This is a genomic window from Parabacteroides sp. PF5-6, from assembly GCF_029504695.1.
Classification (GTDB): Bacteria; Bacteroidota; Bacteroidia; order Bacteroidales; family Tannerellaceae; genus QVMG01.
Genome location: NZ_JAQFIN010000003.1, coordinates 13,376 through 32,794, shown reverse-complemented (window position 1 = coordinate 32,794; position 19,419 = coordinate 13,376). Strand labels below are relative to the sequence as shown.

18 protein-coding genes are annotated in these 19,419 nt (G+C 48.0%); 3 read left to right on the top strand and 15 right to left on the bottom strand.

All coding sequences use genetic code 11. From position 1 onward, the window contains the following. Positions 1 to 79: 79 nt before the first annotated feature. Both holA and M2133_RS04350 read right to left on the bottom strand, forming a co-directional pair. Positions 80 to 1,102 carry a DNA polymerase III subunit delta gene (holA, locus tag M2133_RS04355; RefSeq protein ID WP_277464765.1) on the bottom strand — a complete coding sequence of 341 codons (1,023 nt, stop codon included), beginning with the start codon at positions 1,100 to 1,102 and terminating at the stop codon, positions 80 to 82. Positions 1,103 to 1,126: 24 nt separating this feature from the next. After that, positions 1,127 to 1,903, bottom strand: a complete 777-nt coding sequence (locus tag M2133_RS04350) for an AMP nucleosidase (protein WP_277464764.1) — start codon at positions 1,901 to 1,903, stop codon at positions 1,127 to 1,129. A gap of 70 nt (positions 1,904 to 1,973) precedes the next feature. On the opposite strand from M2133_RS04350, the gene M2133_RS04345 reads away from it, so the two are divergent. Then, positions 1,974 to 2,432 (top strand): type I restriction enzyme HsdR N-terminal domain-containing protein, encoded by a 459-nt coding sequence (locus tag M2133_RS04345; RefSeq protein WP_277464763.1) that lies wholly within the window; start codon positions 1,974 to 1,976, stop codon positions 2,430 to 2,432. A 747-nt stretch (positions 2,433 to 3,179) separates the two neighbouring features. Here the strand turns inward: M2133_RS04345 and M2133_RS04340 are convergent. From M2133_RS04340 to M2133_RS04310, 7 genes are all read right to left on the bottom strand, one after another. Continuing rightward, positions 3,180 to 3,377: a hypothetical protein gene (locus M2133_RS04340; protein ID WP_277464762.1), complete on the bottom strand. Its 198-nt coding sequence runs from the start codon at positions 3,375 to 3,377 to the stop codon at positions 3,180 to 3,182. A 238-nt stretch (positions 3,378 to 3,615) separates the two neighbouring features. After that, positions 3,616 to 4,875, bottom strand: coding sequence for an NADH:ubiquinone reductase (Na(+)-transporting) subunit F (gene nqrF / locus M2133_RS04335; protein WP_277464761.1), 1,260 nt, complete (start codon positions 4,873 to 4,875; stop codon positions 3,616 to 3,618). A 129-nt stretch (positions 4,876 to 5,004) separates the two neighbouring features. Beyond that, complete coding sequence (nqrE, locus tag M2133_RS04330) at positions 5,005 to 5,622, bottom strand: NADH:ubiquinone reductase (Na(+)-transporting) subunit E (RefSeq protein WP_277464760.1); 618 nt, start codon at positions 5,620 to 5,622, stop codon at positions 5,005 to 5,007. 28 nt (positions 5,623 to 5,650) lie between these two features. Next, positions 5,651 to 6,283, bottom strand: coding sequence for an NADH:ubiquinone reductase (Na(+)-transporting) subunit D (locus M2133_RS04325; RefSeq protein WP_277464759.1), 633 nt, complete (start codon positions 6,281 to 6,283; stop codon positions 5,651 to 5,653). A gap of 3 nt (positions 6,284 to 6,286) precedes the next feature. Then, positions 6,287 to 6,970, bottom strand: coding sequence for an NADH:ubiquinone reductase (Na(+)-transporting) subunit C (nqrC, locus tag M2133_RS04320; protein WP_277464757.1), 684 nt, complete (start codon positions 6,968 to 6,970; stop codon positions 6,287 to 6,289). An 18-nt stretch (positions 6,971 to 6,988) separates the two neighbouring features. After that, the gene (locus tag M2133_RS04315) at positions 6,989 to 8,191 is read right to left on the bottom strand and encodes an NADH:ubiquinone reductase (Na(+)-transporting) subunit B (protein ID WP_277464755.1); all 1,203 of its coding nucleotides are present in this window, start codon (positions 8,189 to 8,191) and stop codon (positions 6,989 to 6,991) included. A 21-nt stretch (positions 8,192 to 8,212) separates the two neighbouring features. Continuing rightward, entirely contained in the window at positions 8,213 to 9,586 is a 1,374-nt protein-coding gene (locus tag M2133_RS04310; RefSeq protein ID WP_277464754.1) for a Na(+)-translocating NADH-quinone reductase subunit A, read from the bottom strand. Positions 9,587 to 9,903: 317 nt separating this feature from the next. Between M2133_RS04310 and M2133_RS04305 the strand changes: the two genes are divergently transcribed. Then, positions 9,904 to 10,131: a hypothetical protein gene (locus M2133_RS04305; RefSeq protein ID WP_277464753.1), complete on the top strand. Its 228-nt coding sequence runs from the start codon at positions 9,904 to 9,906 to the stop codon at positions 10,129 to 10,131. A gap of 355 nt (positions 10,132 to 10,486) precedes the next feature. After that, on the top strand, positions 10,487 to 11,743 hold the full coding sequence (locus tag M2133_RS04300; protein ID WP_277465097.1) for a DUF5103 domain-containing protein: 1,257 nt from the start codon (positions 10,487 to 10,489) through the stop codon (positions 11,741 to 11,743). On the opposite strand, the gene M2133_RS04295 is transcribed toward M2133_RS04300, so the two are convergent. The 6 genes from M2133_RS04295 to hisC all read right to left on the bottom strand — a co-directional run bounded on the left by M2133_RS04295 (position 11,740) and on the right by hisC (position 19,416). Next, positions 11,740 to 12,681: a DMT family transporter gene (locus tag M2133_RS04295; RefSeq protein WP_277464752.1), complete on the bottom strand. Its 942-nt coding sequence runs from the start codon at positions 12,679 to 12,681 to the stop codon at positions 11,740 to 11,742. The two genes, M2133_RS04300 and M2133_RS04295, sit on opposite strands and share 4 nt — an antisense overlap. A 12-nt stretch (positions 12,682 to 12,693) precedes the next feature. Next, positions 12,694 to 14,208: a replicative DNA helicase gene (gene dnaB, locus M2133_RS04290; protein ID WP_277464751.1), complete on the bottom strand. Its 1,515-nt coding sequence runs from the start codon at positions 14,206 to 14,208 to the stop codon at positions 12,694 to 12,696. A gap of 418 nt (positions 14,209 to 14,626) precedes the next feature. Beyond that, on the bottom strand, positions 14,627 to 16,783 hold the full coding sequence (locus tag M2133_RS04285; protein ID WP_277464749.1) for an alpha-galactosidase: 2,157 nt from the start codon (positions 16,781 to 16,783) through the stop codon (positions 14,627 to 14,629). Between the two features lie 34 nt (positions 16,784 to 16,817). Next, a complete protein-coding gene (locus tag M2133_RS04280; protein WP_277464748.1) occupies positions 16,818 to 17,243 on the bottom strand; it encodes a lipocalin-like domain-containing protein in 426 nt (141 codons plus the stop codon). A gap of 5 nt (positions 17,244 to 17,248) precedes the next feature. Next, positions 17,249 to 18,379 (bottom strand): bifunctional histidinol-phosphatase/imidazoleglycerol-phosphate dehydratase HisB, encoded by a 1,131-nt coding sequence (hisB, locus tag M2133_RS04275; protein WP_277464747.1) that lies wholly within the window; start codon positions 18,377 to 18,379, stop codon positions 17,249 to 17,251. Next, entirely contained in the window at positions 18,376 to 19,416 is a 1,041-nt protein-coding gene (gene hisC / locus M2133_RS04270) for a histidinol-phosphate transaminase (protein ID WP_277464745.1), read from the bottom strand. Before hisC ends, hisB begins: the two co-directional genes overlap by 4 nt. Positions 19,417 to 19,419: the final 3 nt, after the last annotated feature.

Sequence of the window (19,419 nt, the reverse complement as noted above, 5' to 3'; positions counted from 1 at the left end):
AACGCGTGTTTATCGGCAGATATATTATTTCTGCTGCCGAAGAGAAGCTGTTTCCGATTAAAGGTAATTGGAGAATCGCTTAGTGAAGTATTTTATAGAGTAGCTCTTTCAAGAGCTCGCCATCACCGGCAGAAGGATTGCCTACTCCTTTCGAGCGGGCGTCGGTGGTGCGGATATCGCTGATCAGGTTGAAGACTTTCATCGCCGGGTAATGGCGCATACCGGTCGTATAATCTTTCACCTGAAAGCTATTGCGAAGGCCTAAGGCATTCATCAGGCCTTGTTCCGAACGGTCTTTCGCATAATAACAGATTAATAGGTTGGAGAAATAATTGAAAAGAATAGGCAGGGTGACCTGGATGGGATTGTTTTTCGGATTCTTCTCGAAGTATTGAATGATACGGTTGGCCTTCAACACATCTTTGACGGCGATGGCTTTCAAGAGCTCGAAGTTATTGAATTCCTTACTGATGCCAATGTTTCGCTCGATCAGTTCCGGCGTGATGCGTTTAGGAGCATTCTCAGGCAATAAAAGCGTCAGCTTGTCTAATTCCTTATCCAGGCGCACCAGATCGTTGCCAAGAAAGTCGGAAAGCATCTGAATGGATTTCGGATCAATGCCAATATTGCGTTGTTGCATCAAGGATGAGATAAAGGCGGGCATTTTGTAATCGGGAATCTTTTTCGAATCGAACAATACACCGTTCGCTTCCGTTGCCGAGGCCAACATTTTCCGTCGGTCGAGGGTTTTGTATTTGTAATTGACCACCAATACGGTTTGCATCAATGGTTTCTTCACATAATGTGCCAATAATTCAATATCCCGGATCATTTGTGCTTCGCGAACCACGACAAGCTGATAGTCGGACATCATCGGGAAACGGCGTGCCGCGTTAATCACCTGAGCCGCATCGGCATCCGCGCCGTAGAGAATGGTTTGGTTGAAATCCCTTTCAGCTTCGCCCACCACATTGTCGATCAACAGGTCGGTGATCTTATCCATAAAGAAAGGCTCCTCGCCCATTAAGATATAGACCGGTGCAAACTGCTTCTGCCGGATATCCTGACAAATTCCCTCAAATGTATGTTCTTTTTTAGCCATTTTTCTGTGTATTCATTATGGGCTTCACCAACTGAAGCGGATATGCTGGATGGTTTTCTTTTCTTCGATAATCTGTCGCAGTGTTTCAACGCCAAGAATAACATGTTCGCCGGCAAACTGTTGGGTTACTTTCCGGTCGCTTTCTTCGGTTTTGACTCCGTCTTCTTCCAACGGTTTGTCCGAGATCATCAATAAGGCTCCGGTGGGGATTTTATTGGCAAAGCCGGCGGTAAACAAGGTGGCCGTTTCCATATCCACTCCCGTCGCATGGGTTTTGATCAGGTAATCCTTAAACGAGCTGTCGTATTCCCAAACGCGCCGGTTGGTGGTGTAGATCGTACCCGTCCAATAGTCTTTGCCGCAGTCCCGAATCGCCGATGAAATGGCTCTTAACATCGAGAAAGCAGGCAATGACGGCACTTCCGGCGGCAGGTATTCATTCGAGGTACCTTCCCCCCGGATCGCAGCGATCGGCAACACATAATCTCCCAACGCATTTACTTTCTTGATGCCTCCGCATTTGCCCAGGAAGAGAACCGCTTTGGGTTTGATCGCCGACAATAGATCCATGATCGTAGCCGCATTGGCGCTTCCCATACCGAAATTAACGATCGTCATCCCATGGGCCGAAGCATTGGGCATAGACGATTTCAGTCCCAGTATGGGCACATGGAAGTGTTCGGCAAAGATCTCCACATACTTGGTAAAATTGGTAAGCAATATATAATCGGTGAAATCCTCCAACTGCCTTTCCGTATACCGAGGCAGCCAATTCTCAACTATCTCTTGTTTTGTTTTCATAAATCCCTACCTTTGTTGTTGCTACAATATATTCACGGAGTATTATCCAAAAGAACAACAAATATAATAAATGCTTGCTTTAAACCTACCGATATTCCCGGCAAAAGTAACCGAGAGAAAGGGAAAGAAACTGATTTTTGATCTTGTGCGCCGAAAGTACGTCGCCCTGACTCCCGAGGAATGGGTGAGGCAACATTTTGTGCACTACCTGATTACAGAAAAAGGATATCCGGCCGAATTGGTGGCGAATGAAGTGGCGATTAAATTAAATCAAACGAATAAAAGATGTGATACGGTGGTTTACGATCGTTATCTGACTCCGGTGGTGGTGGTGGAATACAAATCGCCGGGGATAGAAATCACTGATCGTGTTTTTGATCAGATTGTTCGCTACAATATGGTATTGACGGTTCCTTATCTGATGGTAAGCAACGGACTCTCTCACTACTGCTGTCAGATCGACTACAAAACGCAGACTTATAGCTTCTTAGAAGATATTCCTCCCTATGAAGATTTAACTACTCCTTAGGATGTTTTTTTACCACATAAAAAGTTAAACCCAGCCTTTCACCTTTCACCCGGTCGCCAGATCCCTGCATTGATCAGCCTTTCGGGTGAAAGCTCCACCGCCTCTTCACGAATCTTCCCGAACCGAAGGCCGCTTAGCGAAGCGTAAAGCAAAATCTTGTGGAGTCTATTCGCATTGAAGAAAATCGGAAGATTTTCTTCGGTAGTTAGTAGTGGGTAGTTAGTAGTTAGTAGGCGCGCAGCGGTAAATCGAAGAAAATCGGAAGATTTTCTTCAGTAGTTGGTAGTGGGTAGTTAGTAGTTAGTAGGCGCGAAGCGGCAAATCGAAGAAAATTTGAAGATCAATTGTCTGAATCAGGATTATCAGGATTGAATAAATGGGCAGGATTAAAGCCTGTGACACTCGCTTCGCTCGCCTCTAATCTTGTAAATATATTCAATCCTGATAATCCTGATTCAGACAATGGGACCTTCCAACCTCACAATACTTGAATATCCCGCGAAATACCCATGTTGGCCTTGGCAAAAGAGGAAAGGAAAAGAAGTGTTCTGATCTCCATTCACCCGAAACGCTGATCAATACAGGGATCTACCCTCGGGGTGAAGGGTGAAAGGGGATGTGAAAACTTTTATGTGTAGAGGAGTTGCGAAAAAGGCCGCCGGGGTTTTCCAAAAGGCCGTCGGAGTTTTCTAAAAGGCCGTCGGAGTTTTCCGAAAGGCTGCCGGGGTTTTGGGAAGGTTGGCGGGGTTAAAGTTTGAAATCGTACATATACCGATTGGCATAAAAGACAATGGAATCGCTATTTTCGATAGTATCCACCGTGTTGATCCGGGTAGAACGGGTGTCGACAGGTATGGGTTTGTTTATCACCTTCTCTTCCTTTTTATCGATGAAAAGGGAATAAAACAAGATAACTGCGAAAAAGGATAATATCAGAGGCTTCATGTCAATTCTTTTTTTGTACTACATAAGCTTAGATGCTATTAGAACGGGGAATGCTGCACGATATTGTGTAAGATAGAGGAAAAAGAGTTAAAGGAGGTTAAGGGAGGATTAAGGGGATTAAGGGGAGTAAGGGGAGTAAGGGGGATAAGGGGTGTAAGGGGAGGGTGAAAGAAAAGGAGCTGACTAAATAAATAGCCAGCTCCTTTTCTTTATTTGATTATCCGAAGTCATCATTCGATTATCCGAAGTCGTCGAAATGCAACATTTCGCGGGGAACACCCAGGCTGTCGAGCATGCCTTCTACGGCTTTTGCCATCGGGCCGGGACCACACATGTAGTATTCGATATCTTCCGGTGCGTCGTGATCTTTCAGGTAGTAATCGTGGATTACCTGATGGATAAAGCCTACCGGGCCTGTCCAGTTGTCTTCCGGACGCGGTTCCGAAAGGGCGATATGGAACTTGAAGTTCGGGAATTCCTTTTCGATAGCGCGGAAATCTTCTTCGTAGAAGATCTCGTTCTTCGAACGGGCACCATACCAATAAGAAACGGTACGGTCGGTCGTTTTCAGTGTCTTGAACAAATGCAACAGATGCGCACGCAGCGGAGCCATACCCGCACCACCACCGATATACAACATCTCGCGTTTCGTATCCAGGATATGGAAGTCGCCATAAGGACCCGACATCTTCACTTTATCCCCCGGTTTGAGGTTGAAGATGAACGAAGAACCGATACCCGGCTTGATCCCTGCTTTCCAGGTTCCGGTAGCGCGATCGAACGGCGGCGTAGCGATACGCACGTTCAGCGTAATGATATTTCCTTCCGCAGGATAGTTGGCCATGGAATACGCACGAATGGTCTCTTCTTCGTTCTTGCACGCCAGATCCCACATCTTGAACTTATCCCATTCTTCTTTGAAGCGGTCTTCCACAGCGAATTCCGTGAACTTCAGGTCGTATTTGGGAATCACGATCTGTGCGTAGCTACCCGGTTTGAAGTTCATCGCTTCACCTTCCGGCAGACGTACCGTAAATTCCTTGATAAAAGAAGCCACGTTGTGGTTGGAAACCACCGTACACTCCCACTCTTTCACGCCGAACACCTCTTCGGGTACAACGACCTTCATATCTTCTTTCACCTTCGTCTGGCATCCCAGTCTCCAGTTGTCTTTGATCTGTTTGCGCGAGAAGAACCCTACTTCCGTGGGCAGGATATTGCCACCGCCTTCCGGGATCTGGCAACGGCACTGGCCGCAGCTCCCACCGCCTCCACAGGCAGAAGAAAGGAAGATACCCTGGCTTTGCAAGGTTCCCAATACCGTTCCACCCATTGGCACGTCGAATTCTTTCTCGTCATTGACTACCATCTTGATGTTTCCGGATGGTATAAGTTTTGCTTTCGCGAACAGCAACGCACCCACCAGGATCAGGGTAATCAAAAGGAAGATTACCGCTCCGGCTATGATTGTAAGTCCGCCTGACATTAATAAAATCATTTTCTTATCTATTTAGGGCCCCTCCAACCTCCCCCAAGGGGAGGCTAAGAAACCTTGTCATTACTTATTAATCTCTCTATCTCCTTTTTCCCTTTAGCCTCCCTTTCGGGGAGGTTGGAGGGGCCTCTTTTATATACTTAATCCCGAGAAGCACATAAATCCAATCCCCATCAGACCGGTAATGATAAAGGCCATACCCAGTCCTTTCAGTGGTTTGGGAATATCGGAATACGCCAGTTTCTCACGGATAGCCGCCATACCGACAATCGCCAGTATCCAACCGATACCCGAACCCAGTCCGTAGACCGTCGCAATACCGACATTCGCGAATGCTTTCTGCTGCATAAACAAAGAACCTCCCAGGATCGCGCAGTTTACGGCGATCAACGGCAGGAAGATACCCAAAGAGGAATAGAGGGCGGGTGCGAACTTCTCGATCACCATCTCAACCAATTGCACAAAAGAGGCAATGATCGCAATAAAGATGATCAATGAAAGGAAACTCAGGTTGACTTCCGCATACTCCGGGCCTAACCAGCTCAACGCGCCTTCTTTCAGTACATAATTCTCCAACATATAATTGATCGGCAGCGTACAGACCAGAATGAATGTCACCGCGATACCTAATCCTAATGCCGTCTTCACGTTCTTGGAAACCGCCAGATACGAACACATACCCAGGTAGTATGCGAAGATCATGTTCTCCACAAAGATCGAACGTACAAATGTGCTTAAAACTTCTCCCATTTTATGATTTCGTTTTTAAGGTTACACATTAATTTTCTTCCAATAGCTCTTTGTTCCTCGAACGATGCACCCAGATAATCGCCGCCACCACGATCAATGCCATCGGCGGCAGAATCATCAAGCCGTTATTCACATAGCCCAGGTCGTAGAACGCCTGCGGTACCACCTGGATACCCAGTAGCGTACCCGAGCCAAAGAGTTCACGGAAGAATCCGACAATCACCAGGATAATGCCATACCCCAGTCCGTTACCGATCCCATCGAGGAACGACTCCCACGGACCGTTACCCAGCGCGAACGCCTCCAGACGTCCCATCAGGATACAGTTGGTAATGATCAATCCCACAAAGACCGAGAGTTGTTTGTTTACATCGTAAGCAAAGGCTTTCAATACCTCGCTAACAATCGTCACCAACGCAGCCACGACCACTAACTGAACGATGATACGGATCCGGTTCGGGATCGTATTACGTAATAGGGAAATGATCACGTTCGCAAAAGCCATTACCGCTGTCACGGAAAGTCCCATCACAATCGAAGGCTCCAGTTTGGAAGTTACCGCCAGAGCGGAACAAACCCCCAGCATCTGAACGATGACCGGATTGTTCCGGCTCAACGGGCTTGTCAGTACTTCTTTATTCTTATTTGATAATAATGCCATATCTTATTGGTTGTTTGAAGTTAAAAAAGGAACGTAACCTTTCAGGCTATTGTAAATCATCTGGTCAACTCCCTGGCTGGTAATCGTACCGCCCGAGATCCCATCGACATAATCCTGTCCGGCCGCGCTTTTACCGGGTTTCACTACCGCGATCGACTTGTATTCATTGTTCATGAACAGTTTCTTTCCGGCAAACGGGGCGCTGAAACTTTTAGTGGTGATCTCCGCACCCAAGCCCGGCGTTTCTCCCGCATGACTGAAGTCGGCACCATACACCGTATTGCGGTCGTCATCCAGCGAAAGATAGCCCCAGAGTGGTCCCCAAAGTCCGGCTCCATATAATGCCATGATGTATTTGGTTTGTCCGTCCACATTGGCTACGAATACGGGATAAAGGTTTTCAGCAAACGACTTCACCGGGTCAGCGGCAAAGGCATCTCCTTCCACCTTCTGTCCCTGGGCATTCACCAGAAAGGCTTCTTTAATCAATTCATTGTATTGGGCTTCAGCCGCGTCGGCTTTCACATCGACATGGATCGAACGCAGGATCTGTTGCCGCTTATCGTTATCTTCATTCTGCTTCTGGAACGAACGCAGGGATTGAGAGGTAAACGCCAGAACGACGGCTACCAACAACACCATGACCGAAGCATAGATGATCGTATATACATTACTGTCTCTATTCATAATCTTCTATTTTACAGGTTATTTCAAGGCTCTCTTCAAGCGGCGGTTAATATTGGCATCCACCACATAGTAGTCGATCAGCGGAGCGAATGTATTCATCAACAGGATCGCGAGCATCATGCCTTCGGGATAACCCGGATTCAGTGCACGGATGATAATCGCCATGGCTCCGACTAAGAAACCATAGATATATTTCCCGGTTTCCGTACGGGCCGAAGTCACCGGATCGGTTGCCATAAAGACAGCACCAAAAGCAAAACCACCCAGGAACAGATGATCTACAGGCGATACGGTCATCACCACGGTCGTTCCGATCAGATTGAAGATCGCCGCCACAGCCGCTCCCCCAACAAAGACGGAGAGCATCGTTTTCCAGCTTGCGATGCCTGTATAGAGCAGGATGATAGCCCCCAACAGGATGGCGATCACTGAAGTTTCACCGATAGAACCCGGAATAAGACCTACGAAATAATCCCAAGTAGTCAATGGGTTACCCAGGATATCAACCGTTTGGAACGAGCCGATCAGTTCTTTACCGGCCACACCGATCTGTCCCAGCGGAGTCGCTCCGGAATAAGCATCTACCACTTGTCCGGCGCCGATGCCAAAGGTATCTGCCGTACGTACCCAAACCGAGTCGCCCGACATGGCTGCCGGATAGGCAAAGAACAGGAACGCGCGGGTGATCAACGCTACATTAAATATATTATACCCCGTACCTCCGAATACTTCCTTGGCAAAGATCACCGCGAAAGCCGTAGCGACTGCGATCATCCAAAGCGGCGTATCCACCGGTACGATCATCGGGATCAGAATACCCGATACCAGGAATCCTTCCTGGATCTCTTCGTTCTTCCATTGGGCAACGACAAACTCGATACCCAACCCAACGACATACGAAACAATGATCTTCGGCAATACTGCCAGTAGACCGTAAATAAAAGTCATGCAGAAGCCCGGATCGGCGCCCACGGCCAGGTAATGTTGGTATCCGGTATTATACATACCGAAAAGCAAAGCCGGAACTAAAGCGAGCACCACAACGATCATGGTACGCTTTGAGTCTACACTGTCGTGAATATGCACGCCTGATTTCGAAGTGGAGTTCGGAGTAAACAAGAATGTTTCGAATCCATCGAACACAGAACGGAACATCGCCAGCTTACCGCCCGGCTCGAAGTTGGGCTTAATCTTGTCGAGATAATTCCTTAACGCTTTCAATGTATTATGTTTTTAATGTTATTAATTCATTTCTTTATAAAGCAGATCCAGTCCGTTGCGCACGATCTTCTGTATCTCGATCTTCGAGGTATCCACAAACTCACACAGGGCAAAGTCTTCGGGCGCTACCTCATAGATACCCAGGTTTTCCATCTTATCGATATCGAAAGCAATAATCGCTTTCAACAGGTATTCGGGCAGGATATCCATGGGGAATACCTGATCGTATTCGTTCGACATGATCATGGCACGCTTGCCGCCCCGGATACGGGCGTCGATATCGTAGGCTTTGTTCTTGCCCATCATCCAGGTAAGGAACGTACGGCTCACACTGTATTTCTCCAAGCCGGGCATTCCCCAACCCAGGAACTCATGTACATCGTCTCCTTCGGGAATCACTGTGATCTGATTGTCATAAGCCAACAGATAGTCGTCGAGGCTCACCTTCGTTCCGGTCAGTACGTTTCCGCTGATGATACGAATATGCTTCAAGCCCTGGAAGCCGTTCAGGAAGGTCTCTTCCTCCACTTTGCCTTTCAACAGGCTGGCGATGGAGCAACCGGCAATGGCGCGCACATATCCTCTTTCTTTCAGTTCCGAACCGGTAAGCACAACCAGACGGCTGAAGTCAGCGATTCCTTTATTGAACAGGCGGCCAATCAGAATAACATCCTGCGGGTTGACCACCCATACTTTCTCGTCTTTGTTGATCGGGCGGATATGATTGATCTGCACCCCTACATTGGCAGCAGGGTGAGGTCCTTCGAATTCAACGACTTCAACGCCTTTTAACTTCAGCGAGGAACCCGGACGCAGACCGACATACACCTTTCCGGCGGTCAGCTTGGCCAGCGCATCTAATCCGGTCTGGAAATCCGCTTCCTGCCCACCGACGATAAACTCGAAACTGGGTGCCAACGGAGCCGAATAGAATGCCGAGACAAAGATGTCGCGCGGCGTATCCGAAGGCGAGGCTACGATATCGTACGGACGTTGCCGGATAAACGGCCAGAGCCCCCCGTCGAGGAGCGCTTCCTTGATCGCTTCCGCTTTCAGGGAAGCTACGTTTTTCTTACCGAACGCTTCGTATTCGATCTGCGTATCGGCCTTGACCACAATGCTCAGCACTTTACGCTTCTCTCCACGGTTGACGGCAAGCACTTCACCACTGACGGGCGAAACAAACTTGATTTCCGGACGGTTCTTATCCACCATAAGGACAGAACCGGCTTTGACCTTCTCTCCCGCTTTGACAATAACCTTGGGATAAATACCGTTATATGAGTCGGGAACGATCGCGTACGTCGCGCTTGGCTTCCCGGCCAACAGTACCTCCGAGGCTTTGCCTTTGAGATTAATGTCTAAACCTCTTTTAATCTTAATCACATTTGCCATGATACAACAAACATTGTTTAATTATTCGCCTGGCGTACCGACATCCTCCAAACCTTTTGGCGTCTGCTTTGGCTTCTTCAGGCGTTGTTATTTTCTAATTTGCCGCAAAAGTACATAATTTTTCATGCTTAACGACATAAGTTTCTAAATAAATAAAGAAATAATTCCATAATATTCCTGTGTGACCGTTTCTCCGGATTTCTTCTGCTTGGTGTAGGTGAAAAGAGGAAGAAAACCTCACACAGATTAATTCTGTTTTATATAAAAACACTACATTTGTATTGAACTAATTTTAGTTAACACCAATTTTAAGTGATATGATAGTTATTAGTTCGGCGGAATTACGCAATAACATGAAAAAATATTTGGATTTAGCTAAGGATGAAACAGTAGTGATCCAGCGTGGGAGATATGAAACGTTTGTATTGCATGCTGAACAGCGCCTTATTCCAGATGCCGATCTCGCACGGGCTATAACAATGGATGAGTTGCTTGTAGGAGTGAAAGATGATTTACGGACAATGTTTGAAAGAGGCAAAAAATGAGGGTATTAGTCTTGCCCGAAGTTCGGCTATACCTTAACGAGTTGTCGCAAATACTCTATGAAAAGGATTATTTCAGTTATCTGGAAACATCCGAAAGGTATGTAGAAGAATTGTTTGAAGCAATTAAGACTACTCTTCCACGAAAACAAAGACGATATGCATCTCCATTTTTCGATCGCTACGGAAAAGACATGTATTATTCCATTTTTCGGAAGAACAGGCAGACACAATGGTATGTGTTCTTTAATATCTACGAAGATAAAGGCGAATTAATTTACTTGGTGCGTTATATAAGCAACAATCACATGATAGCACATTTATTATGAAAAAGACTTCTCCATTTACATACATAGGGATACGATATCTCGCTTTGTTTCTTTTTGTTTTATCTGTTTTTTCTCTTTCCGCGCAAGAGATTTATCAGACGGATGTGTATGATAAGATGGTGAAATCGCTTCAGGTGGGGGTTGCGGGAGAGAGTCTGTCGAGCCCTTATATTACATTGAATGGAGAACAGGCGATCGGGATTTGCTTTGATGTGCTTGAAGAAGGACATCAACGGTATGCCTACTCGATCGTGCACTGTGATGCCGACTGGAAGCCATCCAGCCTTATCCCGATGGAATATATCAACGGCTTTCAGGGATTACCGATCGAGGAATATGCTCCCGGGATGGGGACGACGGTGTCGTATACCAATTATTACCTGGAACTGCCCAATGCCGATATCCAGTTTAAAGTATCGGGCAACTATGCGGTGCGCATTTACCGCGAAGATCAACCGGATGAAACAGTCTTAACCGCCTGTTTCTACGTTGTGGAAGAGCAGGAACTTCCGATTATGGCTAATCTGACGACGAACACATTGATCGACACCAACCGGTCGCACCAACAGATCAATTTCAGCCTCAACACCTCCCGCTTCACCATCAACCACCCGCAAACCGATCTGAAGATATGGGTTTATCAAAATAACCGGCGCGATAATGCCGTATCCGGCATCATGCCTTCGACCATCGGTGGCAACCGGATTGAATATGCGAACCTGCGGGAGCTTATATTTGAAGCGGGCAACGAGTATCGGCGCTTTGAGTTTCTTTCTACTTCATATAACGGAATGCATATCGAAGAGCTCTCTTTCCACAATCCGTATTATCACGCTACCTTGTATGCCGATGCCCCGCGCAGCCGGAGTGCTTACCAATACGATCAGGATCAGAACGGGCGTTACCTGATCAACTGCCGCAGTTGCAATTACCCGGACACCGAAGCGGATTACTTTGTCGTGCATTTTGCCTTGGATATCCCGCCTTTACTCGATGGAAAGATTTATATCCTGGGCGATCTCTTTCATAATGTGTTGGATGAGAAAAGCCGGATCAACTATAACCCGAAAAGCAATCTCTTCGAGAAAGTTCTTCTCCTGAAACAGGGACATTATAATTATCAATACCTGTTTGTTCCCAATGGAGAGAAAAAAGGAACGACCGCTTTATTTGAAGGAAACTATGCACTGACGGAAAACGAATACGCCATCCATATTTATTACCGTCCGATGGGAGAAAGATACGACCGCCTGATTGGAGTCAATCAGATCAGCGGCTCATTTTAAATAAAGAAGAGAGAAACGCCTAACACGCTGATAACAGCACCTATTACCTCGCGTAGCGTAATCTTTTGTTTAAAGAAGAAGTAGGAAGGCGCCAGGATGAGAATCGGCGTCAGCGCCATCAGTGTGGAAGCAATGCCCGCCTCGGTGTACTGCACCGCCATAAGCGAAAGTGAAACCCCAATGAAAGGTCCGAAGAACGTTCCTCCCGTAGCCGAAGCCATTGCTTTCCGGTCTTTAAGTGAATGGATCAGGGCTTTTCCCTGGCGGGTCCAGCACATAACCGAAAGAAATCCGATCAAACCGACAACGGCCCGGATCTGTGTCGAGGCAAAAGGTACCAGATTGACGGCTACCGTATCCTGCAGATCGACATGTTGCATATAGTAATTCATCCCCAACTTACTGAATACAAGGCCTATCCCCTGTCCCATTCCGGCTCCTATCCCCAACAATACCCCTTTGAGGGGAAGCTTCAGGTTGATGCGCCGCGAAGAAGGCTCTCTCTTGCCGAATATAGAAAGCCCTATGCCCGACATCGTCACAAACATACCCAGCCAGGCATTGACCGGCAAGGTCTCGCCCAAGATAAAGTAACCGGCAACGGCAGCCGACGGCGGTGCCAGTGTCATAAAGAGCTGTCCGAAACGGGAACCGATGATAATATAGGAGGTAAACAAACAGTAATCGCCTAACACATAGCCGATAAAACCCGAAACCGCCAACCAGAACCAGGCTTCCCTTCCGGCATTCACCGGAAAGAACGAACCGGTGAAGTAGAGTAGCGTCAGTCCGAGCATACCGATCGCCAACGACAAACGGATGATATTCAACGACAGTGTCCCTACCCGTTTCCCGGCAAATTCAAAACAAATAGCGGTGATCGTCCACGAAACAGCGACGAACAGGGAGATAATCTCGCCGAGATAATTTCCGTACATCACTTTATCGTATTAAAACGGCATCTCATTCGACCTTGCCGGCTGCAGGAAATCAGACTCCGCCGGAGAGATAGGCGGCGGGGCGCCCATGGTATTCATCGAAGAAGAGTATTCCATAAAAGAAACATCCTCATCGACATTGGTAAACTTGGCGTATTCGTTGCGGAACTTCAGGCGCACATCACCGGTCGCCCCGTTACGGTGCTTGGCGATGATGATCTCGGCGATTCCTTTCAATGAATTGCCCCGTTCATCTTCCAGTATCTTATAATATTCCGGGCGATGGATAAAACACACCATATCGGCATCCTGCTCGATGGCGCCCGACTCACGCAGGTCGGCCAACTGCGGGCGTTTCCCCTCATTCCCCTGACGGTTTTCCACCCCACGGTTCAACTGGGACAGCGCAATAATCGGGATATTCAGCTCCTTTGCCAGCCCTTTGAGCGATCGGGAGATCATACTCACTTCCTGCTCGCGACTGCCGAAGTTCATGCCACTGGCATTCATTAATTGCAGGTAGTCGATGATTATACATGAGATACCGTGCTCACGAACCAACCGACGCGCCTTGGTTCTCAACTCGAAAACCGACAGACTTGGGGTATCGTCCACATAGATCGGGGCATCATATAGCTCTTTTAGCTTAAAGTCCAGTTGCTGCCATTCATGTTCCTCCAAACGTCCGCTCTTGATCTTCTCACCGGGAAGCTCACAGACGTTTACAATCAAACGGTTGACCAACTGCACATTACTCATCTCAAGCGAGAAAAGGGCAACCGGCGTATTAAACTGTACCGCCATATTCTTAGCCATGGAAAGCACAAAAGCCGTCTTTCCCATCGCCGGACGGGCGGCAATGATAATCAGGTCGGACTTTTGCCAACCCGAAGTAATCTTGTCTAACCCTTCAAAACCGGTACGTACACCACTCAGCCCTTCTTTCTGGTTGTACGCTTTCTGCAACATCTCCAGGGCTTCGCCGATAACCGGATTGATCTGTGTCACATCTTTCTTCACATTCCGCTGGGAGATTTCGAAAAGCTTGCCTTCCGCTTCCTGCATCAGGTCGTCTACATCGACCGTATCATCAAAAGCCTGGTTCTGCACCTGGCTCGAGAAAGCGATCAGCTCCCGGGCAAGGTACTTCTGGGCAATGATACGGGCATGATATTCAATATGCGCCGTACTGGCTACCTTACTGGTCAACTGAGAGATATAAAACGCGCCACCGACCTGCTCCAGATCGCCCCGGCGCTTCAACTGCTCGGTCACCGTCAGCATATCCACCGGCCGCTGGCTGACCGCCAGATCGACAATGGCGGCATAGATCAGTTCATGCGATTTGAGGTAAAAACATTCCGGCTTAAGCAATTCACTGACGATCGAATACGCATCTTTTTCCAACATTAACGCACCCAAAACGGCCTCTTCCAATTCAGGGGCCTGGGGTTGCAAACGCCCCATATCCGGGACGATCACTGTCTTTTGCTTACTTCTACCGGTGTTTTTTGCTCTTTCCGCCATGCTTTCTTTTTTATCGAACACAAAATTACAACATTTATTCCATTCGCTTCCGATCGAAACGCTTTTTCTATGAACACTTGCATTTAAGTTATGAACACCGGAAAGAAAAAACCGGTAACAATCCTTGATTTTTCAGAAACAAGCCTTGATTTTCCGGCAACAGGCAGGTACAAAATCAGTATGACGTACCTCTAAAATATTTTTGACGTACCTCTTAGCAAATTATGAGGTACCTCAAAACAGATTATGAGGTACCTCTAAATTATTTTTGAGGTACCTCTTAATAAAAATGCGGCTCCGCCTTATCGGAAAAAGTCCCCGGTAGCGCGGAAATGCCTTCGGTATGCCGCAAAAAAAAGCAGGAGAGAAACCCAAGCTTCTCTCCTGCCCTTTTGTTGGCCGCTTAATTCTCAGCGTTTTACTTTACCTTGTTGATTTCGAACACATGACTGGTCAGGTGGCGGCTCGACAATAGAGGCAGGCCGACTTTCATCAGGTAATCGCCCGAATAGGTTTTACCACTGAAGCGCATGGGGCGCGTGCCCGGGATCAGGTTGATCTCTTCGATCGTGTACTGTGCCTCCGGATCGAGACCCTGCAAACGCACAGGCTGTGTGATCTCCGAATAGCGCGGATGAATATCAAAAGCATAGAGAACCGCTTTATCTTTTGCTTCACTGACGTACATCTGCGAAGCATGATCGGTTTGGTAAGGAGAGACCAGACGGTACAGATCGCCCTCGAGAATCACCGGTTGCAGGCGCTTGAAGTTCTTTACCACGCCTTTGCAGTATTGTTGTTCCGGTTCCGTCATCTCATGGATGCGGATATCGAAACCAAGCTTGCACATCGATGCCACATCGGTACGGAACTTCACCGGCTGCTTGCCCCAGGAAGTCACATGCGCCGCCATGGCTTTCGAAGGGAAGAAATGGCTGTATCCCCACTGGATAAAGATACGCTCCACGCCATCGGTATTATCGCTGGGCCAGAACTCGGTGAAATATTCCAACGCTTTATAATCGGAGCGTCCGCCACCACCGGAGCACAACATCATCGGCAGATCGGGGTATTTGGCTTTCACTCTTTCCAACACATTGTACAATCCGCGTACATGTTCGATATACAGATGCGACTGTTTGTCTTTCAGGTAAGGAGAATAGATATTTGTGATCGGGCTATTGCAGTCCCATTTGAAATAAGCGATGCCCGGATACTTGGTCATCAGATCGTCGACCACGCCAAAGACATAGTCTTGCACCTTGGGGTTGCTCAGGTCTAACACCATCTGGTTGCGGAAGTAATACTCATCGCGATTCGGCAAATGGATGACCCAGTCTTTATGGTTCTCGTAGAGTTCACTCTTGGGATTGACCATTTCGGGTTCGATCCAGACGCCGAACTTAATTCCCTTAGCTGTAGCTTCTTTCACCAACCGACCTAAACCATTAGGTAACTTACCGACTGTCTCCTGCCAGTCGCCCAATCCCTGACGGTCGCTGCTTCGGGGGTATTTATTGGCAAACCATCCGTCGTCCAAGAGGAACATATCCACTCCCAGGTTTACGGCTTCGTCCATGATGCCGATCAGTTTCTCTTCATCGAAATCAAAGTAGGTAGCTTCCCAGTTGTTCAACAGGGTCATGCGCGGTTTGTCGCCGTCTTTCAATTGATAGGCAAGCGCCCAGCGATGAAAGTCGCGACTGGCCTTCCCGGTTCCTTCGGTGCTGTAGGTAAATACAAATTCGGGGGTAAGAAATACTTCGTTCGGCTGCAGTGAATATTCAGAGCCGTAAGGGTTTATACCCGAATGGATGCGCAATTGGTTTAACTGATCCACTTCAAAGGTAAAGCGGAAGTTACCCGTCCAGTTAATCGTTCCGAGCAGTACATCGCCTGCATTTTCCTGCGCCTTATCGTTCAAGGCAACCATAAAGAAAGGCGATGCCTGCATATTGGCCCGGCTGCCCAGTTTGGTATCGACCATACGTTTGCCGAAATCCAATTCATGTTCCGCCATATTCACCTCATGCGCCCATTCGCCCGTGAAGTCGGTCAGGAAATACTTTCCTGCATTCAGATGCAAAAGCGAAGAAGCATAATTGTAAAGGGTAACCGGTTTCTTTTCCTGGTGGCTGATCTCGGTATGTTGCTTGATGATATTCTCTTTGGCGAAAGCCGTAAAGAAAAGTTTGACGGTCACCGGATACTTATCATCTTTCAGGGTGATGACCGTCTCCGTAACATTGGGTTTTGTTGCGTCTTGTGTATGCGAAACATACTTCAACAATAAAGAAGGGTTGCCATCGTTATGCAATACGCGGATCGCCGGTTCGAAATAATCCTCCATCCCATGCGTCAGGTAGGCTTCTTTGCCCAACGGAAGGTTAGCGATATCGGCATCATACCGGAGTTTCTGCCCCAGGTAGCTCTGATACAGGCGTCCGTTCTCTCCTACCTGATAGATCAGGTTGACATTGTCGGTTGCGACCTTAATTACCGTCCGGTTTTGGGCGTATAAGCTTCCGGACACACAGATTAATGCGATTAAAAGGAATAGGTTTGCTCTTTTCATGATCATTAGACTTTAGAGATACATATATTTATTATCAAAACTTTCGGAAGAAGTAGGAAGTCTCTTCGCTACGCAGGATCAATTCGCCGCCCGAACATTTATCGACCGAGAAAGAACGGCTCTCCGACTCCCAATCGGTCAGCGGCAGGAAAGACTCCACCGCAACGGGGCTCGATTTCAACTCCAGCCGGATGCGCGTATCATCTTCCCAGGTCTTAAGCCCGTAGATATACCGGTAAGTATTATTATTCGGTTCATACAGTTGGTACATAAAGAGTGTACTCTGGAAATTATACCAAACCGTATCTACCGCGTGCGCTGTCCCGTCGGTATATACAACGCGCTTCAACAGCCATTTGCCCGCCAGGTAATCGCCCCGGTCGGGCTCGCACGCGGTGAGAATCAGGATCGTTGCAACGATACCGATCCATGAGAAGATCCGTGTGATGCGTGTATTCATAAGGCTCAGAGTGTTCCTTTGGTGGAGGGTAGTTCGTATTTATAGATATCCCGCCGGATGGCCATGCGGATCGCCCGGGCCAATCCTTTGAAGATACTTTCGATCTTATGGTGTTCGTTTGTTCCTTCGGCCTTGATGTTCAGGTTCATTCGCGCCGAATCGCTCAGGCTCTTGAAGAAGTGGAAGAACAATTCGGTCGATACATCCCCAATGCGTTCACGGAAGAAGTCCGCCTCCCAAACGATCCAGGGACGGCCGCCAAAGTCCAGGATCACACTGGCCGCACAATCATCCATCGGCAGACAATAGCCATATCTCTCCGTTCCCCTTTTATCGCCTAAGGCTTTATACAAGGCCTCGCCCAGCGCGATAGCGGTATCTTCGACCGTATGATGCTCGTCGACGCGCAGGTCGCCTTTCACCTTGATGGTCACATCCATACCGGAGTGCTTTCCGATCTGTTCCAACATATGATCGAAGAAACCCAAGCCGGTGGAGATATCCGACTGGCCCGTACCGTCGAGCTTCAATTCGATCCGGATATCGGTCTCTTTGGTTTTCCGCTCGATCGTAGCCGAACGTTCACCGGCAAAGAGGTATTCGGCGATCTTATCCCAGTCGTCGGTGACCAATACCGGCCATAGGTTGCAATGATAAGCCAGCATTTCTTTGTCGGCATTCTCCGGGTTATGCAACCAGATGCCTTTGGCTTCCAGATTCAGCGCCAGTTCCATATCCGTCAGGCGGTCGCCGATCACATAGCTGTTCTCCAGATCGTATTGCTCGGTCATGTACTTGCGAAGCATACCGGTGCCCGGCTTGCGGTTGGGCGATTTATCTTCCGGCAGGGAAGGATCGATCAATACATCGGCAAAGGTAATGCCTTCGCCGGCCAGGGTGTTCATGATAAAGTCGTGCACAGGCCAGAACGTATGTTCGGGGAAAGAGGCCGTGCCTAATCCGTCCTGATTGGAGACCATCACCAGTTCAAAATCCAGGTTTTTCTGCATAAAGTAAAGGTTACGGATCATCTTGGGGTAAAACTCCAGCTTATCAAAGCCATCCAATTGATAGTCAACGGGCGGTTCCTTTACCAATGTTCCGTCACGGTCGATAAACAAAACTCTCTTTTTCATCTGAGCAATCCTTTCATTTTAGTTATTAGCCTATCATTCTCTTCGGGCGTGCCGATCGTTATGCGCAGGCAACCGCTACACAAAGCAATACGGTTTCGGTTGCGCACCACCACGCCTTCCCGGATCAATCCGCTGTACATTCCATCCGCGTCGCCGACTTCTACCAGGAGGAAATTCGCCTCCGACGGGTAGACTTTATAGGAGAACGGCGGCTGACGAAACAGTCCGGCCAGGCGTTCGCGCTCTTCAACGATGCATTTCACCTGACGTTGCATCTGCTCGGCTTCGGACAATACCCGAAGGGCGTATTCCTGCGTCAGTTGATTGATATTGTAGGGATATTTGATCTTATTCAATACACCGATAATCTCTTCCGAAGCAAAAGCCATGCCCAAGCGGATAGCCGCCGCGCCCCATGCTTTCGACAAGGTTTGCAAAACAACCAGATTCGGGAAGCTAAGTAGATGAGTCAGGAAAGAAGGAGCCGAAGCGAAATCGATATAGGCTTCATCCACGACTACAATGCCGGGGAAGTACTTCAATACCTTATAAATCTCTTCCCGGTTCAATAGATTGCCCGACGGGTTGTTGGGCGAGCAGAGATAAACCAGCTTGGTCTGGGCGTCGACTGCCTCAAGCAGTGCTTCGGCATTCAAATCGAAGTCATTATCAAGCAACACTTTAACGCATTTCACATTATTGGTATCTGCTGCTACTTCGTACATGCCGTACGAAGGGGTTATCGTCACGATATGATCTTGTCCGGGCTCACAGAACGCGCGGATCAACAGGTCGATGGGTTCATCACTTCCGTTACCGAGGAAGATATGTTCGGGAGCGATATCTTTCAAGGTGGAGATCCGCTCCTTCAACTCGCGTTGCAAAGGATCCGGGTAACGGTTGTATGGAAGGTTCCAGGGGTTCTCGTTCGCATCCAGGAAAATAGATGCTTCTCCCTGAAACTCATTGCGGGCGGAAGAGTAAGGTTTCATTGCCGCCACGTTAGGTCTTATTATTTCTTTCAGCTTAAATGCCATAGC

Coding starts and splice junctions, on each gene's coding strand:
- holA (WP_277464765.1), bottom strand. CDS start 1,102: ATGGCTAAAAAAGAACATACATTTGAGGGAATTTGTCAGGATATCCGG.
- M2133_RS04350 (WP_277464764.1), bottom strand. CDS start 1,903: ATGAAAACAAAACAAGAGATAGTTGAGAATTGGCTGCCTCGGTATACG.
- M2133_RS04345 (WP_277464763.1), top strand. CDS start 1,974: ATGCTTGCTTTAAACCTACCGATATTCCCGGCAAAAGTAACCGAGAGA.
- M2133_RS04340 (WP_277464762.1), bottom strand. CDS start 3,377: ATGAAGCCTCTGATATTATCCTTTTTCGCAGTTATCTTGTTTTATTCC.
- nqrF (WP_277464761.1), bottom strand. CDS start 4,875: ATGATTTTATTAATGTCAGGCGGACTTACAATCATAGCCGGAGCGGTA.
- nqrE (WP_277464760.1), bottom strand. CDS start 5,622: ATGGGAGAAGTTTTAAGCACATTTGTACGTTCGATCTTTGTGGAGAAC.
- M2133_RS04325 (WP_277464759.1), bottom strand. CDS start 6,283: ATGGCATTATTATCAAATAAGAATAAAGAAGTACTGACAAGCCCGTTG.
- nqrC (WP_277464757.1), bottom strand. CDS start 6,970: ATGAATAGAGACAGTAATGTATATACGATCATCTATGCTTCGGTCATG.
- M2133_RS04310 (WP_277464754.1), bottom strand. CDS start 9,586: ATGGCAAATGTGATTAAGATTAAAAGAGGTTTAGACATTAATCTCAAA.
- M2133_RS04305 (WP_277464753.1), top strand. CDS start 9,904: ATGATAGTTATTAGTTCGGCGGAATTACGCAATAACATGAAAAAATAT.
- M2133_RS04295 (WP_277464752.1), bottom strand. CDS start 12,681: ATGTACGGAAATTATCTCGGCGAGATTATCTCCCTGTTCGTCGCTGTT.
- dnaB (WP_277464751.1), bottom strand. CDS start 14,208: ATGGCGGAAAGAGCAAAAAACACCGGTAGAAGTAAGCAAAAGACAGTG.
- M2133_RS04285 (WP_277464749.1), bottom strand. CDS start 16,783: ATGAAAAGAGCAAACCTATTCCTTTTAATCGCATTAATCTGTGTGTCC.
- M2133_RS04280 (WP_277464748.1), bottom strand. CDS start 17,243: ATGAATACACGCATCACACGGATCTTCTCATGGATCGGTATCGTTGCA.
- hisB (WP_277464747.1), bottom strand. CDS start 18,379: ATGAAAAAGAGAGTTTTGTTTATCGACCGTGACGGAACATTGGTAAAG.
- hisC (WP_277464745.1), bottom strand. CDS start 19,416: ATGGCATTTAAGCTGAAAGAAATAATAAGACCTAACGTGGCGGCAATG.